General features: G+C 70.7%; 3 protein-coding genes. All 3 read left to right on the forward strand.

Going from position 1 to position 3,219, the window contains the following annotated elements; all coding sequences use genetic code 11:
* A partial coding sequence (locus tag C1I93_RS29835) for a cytochrome c biogenesis CcdA family protein (RefSeq protein ID WP_111246579.1) occupies positions 1-644 on the forward strand: 644 nt, incomplete at its 5' end.
* Positions 644-2,425 (forward strand): cytochrome c biogenesis protein ResB, encoded by a 1,782-nt coding sequence (locus C1I93_RS29840; protein ID WP_111246580.1) that lies wholly within the window; start codon positions 644-646, stop codon positions 2,423-2,425. The genes C1I93_RS29835 and C1I93_RS29840, both read left to right, overlap by 1 nt.
* Positions 2,425-3,219: cytochrome c biogenesis protein CcsA (ccsA, locus tag C1I93_RS29845; protein ID WP_111246581.1), on the forward strand; the 795-nt coding region annotated here is incomplete at its 3' end. The genes C1I93_RS29840 and ccsA, both read left to right, overlap by 1 nt.

Here is a 3,219-nt window from a genome sequence, read left to right on the forward strand (position 1 = left end):
GGATCGGTACGGCGGGCGGCGGGGTCGGTACGGCAGTACGTGAGCAGGCCCGGTCCGGCCGGGCCGTCAAGGGGCGGGTGCTCGCCGGGACGCTGCTCTTCATCGCCGGCTTCACAGTCGTCTTCACCGCCACCGCGATCCTGTTCAGCAGCATCGGCCGGGTCTTCTTCGACTACGAGCGGACGCTGGAGATCGTCATCGGCGGGCTCATCGTCGTACTCGGGCTGGGTTATCTCGGGGTGCTGCCCGGCTTCCAGCGTGAGCTACGGATCAACCGGTTGCCCGCCGCCGGCCTGGCCGGCGCGCCGGTGCTGGGCGCGGTGTTCGCGTTGAGCTGGGTGCCGTGCACCGGGCCCACCCTGGCCGCCGTGCTCGGCATGGCCACCACCAGTGGCCAGTTGGACCGCGCGGTAGTGCTGGCCGTGGCGTACTGCCTCGGGCTGGGCATCCCGTTCCTCGTCTTCGGGCTGGGCTTCGAGCGGCTGCTCGGGGTCTTCCGGACGGTACGACGGCACAGCCGCTGGGTCACCCGGATCGGCGGCGTACTGCTGATCATGATCGGCCTGGCGCTGGTGACGGGGGGCTGGACGAACGTGGTGATCTGGCTCCAGACCACCTTCGGCACGGGCCAGGTGAGCATCTGATGACCGCTGTGGACGACCGGCCGAGCGCGCCGGCCGAGGCACCCCGCCGCCGCCCGAACCCGCTGCTGGCCCTGCTGCGCAACTCGTGGCGGCAGCTGACCAGCATGCGTACCGCACTGGTGTTGCTCTTCCTGCTCGCGGTGGCCGCGATTCCCGGTTCGGTGCTGCCACAGCGCGGCGTCAACCCGGAGGACGTACGCGACTTCTTCGTCGCGAACCCGGAGCTGGCGCCGTGGCTGGACCGGATCGGCGCGTTCGAGGCGTTCAGCTCGGTCTGGTTCTCCGCGATCTACCTGCTGCTGTTCACCTCGCTCATCGGCTGCATCACGCCCCGGCTGCGCGATCACGTCCGCGCGCTGCGGGCCAGACCACCTGTCGTACCGAAGCGGTTGGAACGGCTGCCGCAACACGCGGTGGTGCCCGCGCCGGCGGGCGGCGTGGCGGCGGTCGCCGAGACGCTGCGGCGTCGACGCTGGCGGGTGGCGGTCCGCGGCGACGAGGTCTCGGCCGAGAAGGGGTACCTCAAGGAGACCGGCAACCTGATCTTCCACACCTCGATGGTGCTGGTGCTGATCGGTGTGGCGCTCGGTTCGTGGTACGGCTGGCACGGCAACCGGCTGCTCGTCGCGGGCGCGGACAACGTCTTCTGCAACACCGGCCAGCAGTACGCCGAGGCCAGCTTCGGCCCCCGGGTCGGTGACGACCTGCCGCAGTTCTGCCTGCAGTTGGACGAGTTCGACGCCAGGTTCCTGCCGACCGGCCAGCCGTCCTTCTACAACGCCAAGGTGACGGTGGACGAGAACGGCGGGGCACCGCGCCCGGCCGAGTTCTCGGTCAACTCGCCCCTGCGGCTCGACGGGGCGAACGTCTACCTGCTCGGGCACGGGTACGCCCCGGTGATCCGTTACACCGACCGGTTCGGCAACAGCCAGCGCAGCGGCATTCCCTTCCTCAACAACGGCGACATCGGGCTGACCAGCGAGGGGCTTGCCGCTTTTCCCGACGCCAACGTGAACCCGGAGACCGGCGAGCGGGACCCGACGCTTCAGGTGGCCTTCTCCGGCCTCTATCTGCCGACCGCCCCGCAGGAGCCGCCGTTCACCAGGTCGGAGCATCCGGCCGAGCAGAACCCGCTGCTCGACCTGGTGGCGTACCGGGGCAACCTGGGCTTGGACGGCGGTATCCCCAGCTCGATCTACCAGCTCGACCAGCGGCAGGTACGCAACGGCCGGCTCACCGAGATCGGTACGAAGCAGTTGCGGCCGGGGGAGAGCTGGACGCTCGACGACGGCAGCACCGTCGAGTTCCTCGGTACCGAGCCGTACATCGTGCTGTCGGTGCGCCACGATCCGGGTACGACGCTGCTGTTGGTCAGTTCCTTCGGGCTGGTGCTCGGGTTGATGGGTTCGCTCTTCGTGCGGCGTCGGCGGGTCTTCGTCCGGGTGCTTCCGGCCAGCTCAGGCGACCCCAGCAGTGGATCTCCGACGAGCCGTAGTAGTTTGGTCGAGGTGGCTGGCCTACCGCGTACCGAACATCCCGGGTTCGCCGACGAGTTCGCCCACCTGGTGGCCGCGATCCGCGGAGACCGCCGGGACGACGGTGACTCGGCGGCCGAGACGCCGACCGGCGGTCCGGCGGCCGAGACGCCGACCGGCGGTCCGGCGGCCGAGACGCCGACCGGCGGTCCGGCGGCCGAGACGCCAGCCGGCGGTCCGGCGGCCGAGACGCCAGCCGGCGGCCCAGCCGGAGCGAGCGCCGAGGCGCGAGAAGGAGCCGAGTGATGTCCGCACTCTCCGACCAGCTGGTGTCGATCACCACAATGGTGTACCTGCTGGCGATGATCAGTCACGCGGTCGAGTACGCCCTGGGTAACGCGCGGAGCAGGGTCGTCGCGGCACCGGCCCGCGAGCTGGTGGGCGCGGCGGTCGGTGGTGTGGCGGGCCAGGCTGACGGCGGGGTGCCGGTCGCCACGCCGGTGCAGACGACCGGCGTGGCGGAAGACCAGGCCGGGCGTACGCGGCGACGGGCGGACCTGGCCGGCCGGATCGCGGTCGGGCTGACCGCCCTCGGTGCCGCGCTGCACCTGGCCGGGCTGGTCACCCGCGGTCTCGCGGCGGACCGGATGCCATGGGGCAACATGTACGAGTTCGTGCTCACGGTCTCCTTCATCGGCGTCGCCGCCTGGCTCGTGGTGTTGGTGAAGGTGCCCTCGCTGCGCCGCCTCGGGCTGTTCCTGACCCTGGTCATGGTGCTGCTGGTGGCCACCGCCGAGCTGGTGCTCTACACCCCGATCGTGCCGCTGGTGCCGGCGCTCAACTCGTACTGGTTCATCGTGCACGTGTCGACGATCGTCTTCGCCTCCGGGCTGTTCCTGCTCGGCGCGGTGCCGGCGGTGGCGTACCTGATGCGGGCCGGGTACGAGCAGGGCAAGCGCAGTTTCCCGTACACCCTGGCGAAGCGGCTGCCGGCAGCGGCCGACCTGGAACGGCTCACCTTCGTGCTGCACGCCTTCTCGTTCCCGATCTTCACTTTCGCGGTGATCGCCGGGGCGATCTGGGCCGAGGCGGCGTGGGGG

The organism is Micromonospora endophytica (genome assembly GCF_003236305.1).
Classification (GTDB): Bacteria; Actinomycetota; Actinomycetes; order Mycobacteriales; family Micromonosporaceae; genus Micromonospora; species Micromonospora endophytica.

Bases quoted from the DNA above. Each gene is read 5' to 3' on its own strand.
- C1I93_RS29840 (WP_111246580.1), top strand. From the start codon at position 644: ATGACCGCTGTGGACGACCGGCCGAGCGCGCCGGCCGAGGCACCCCGC.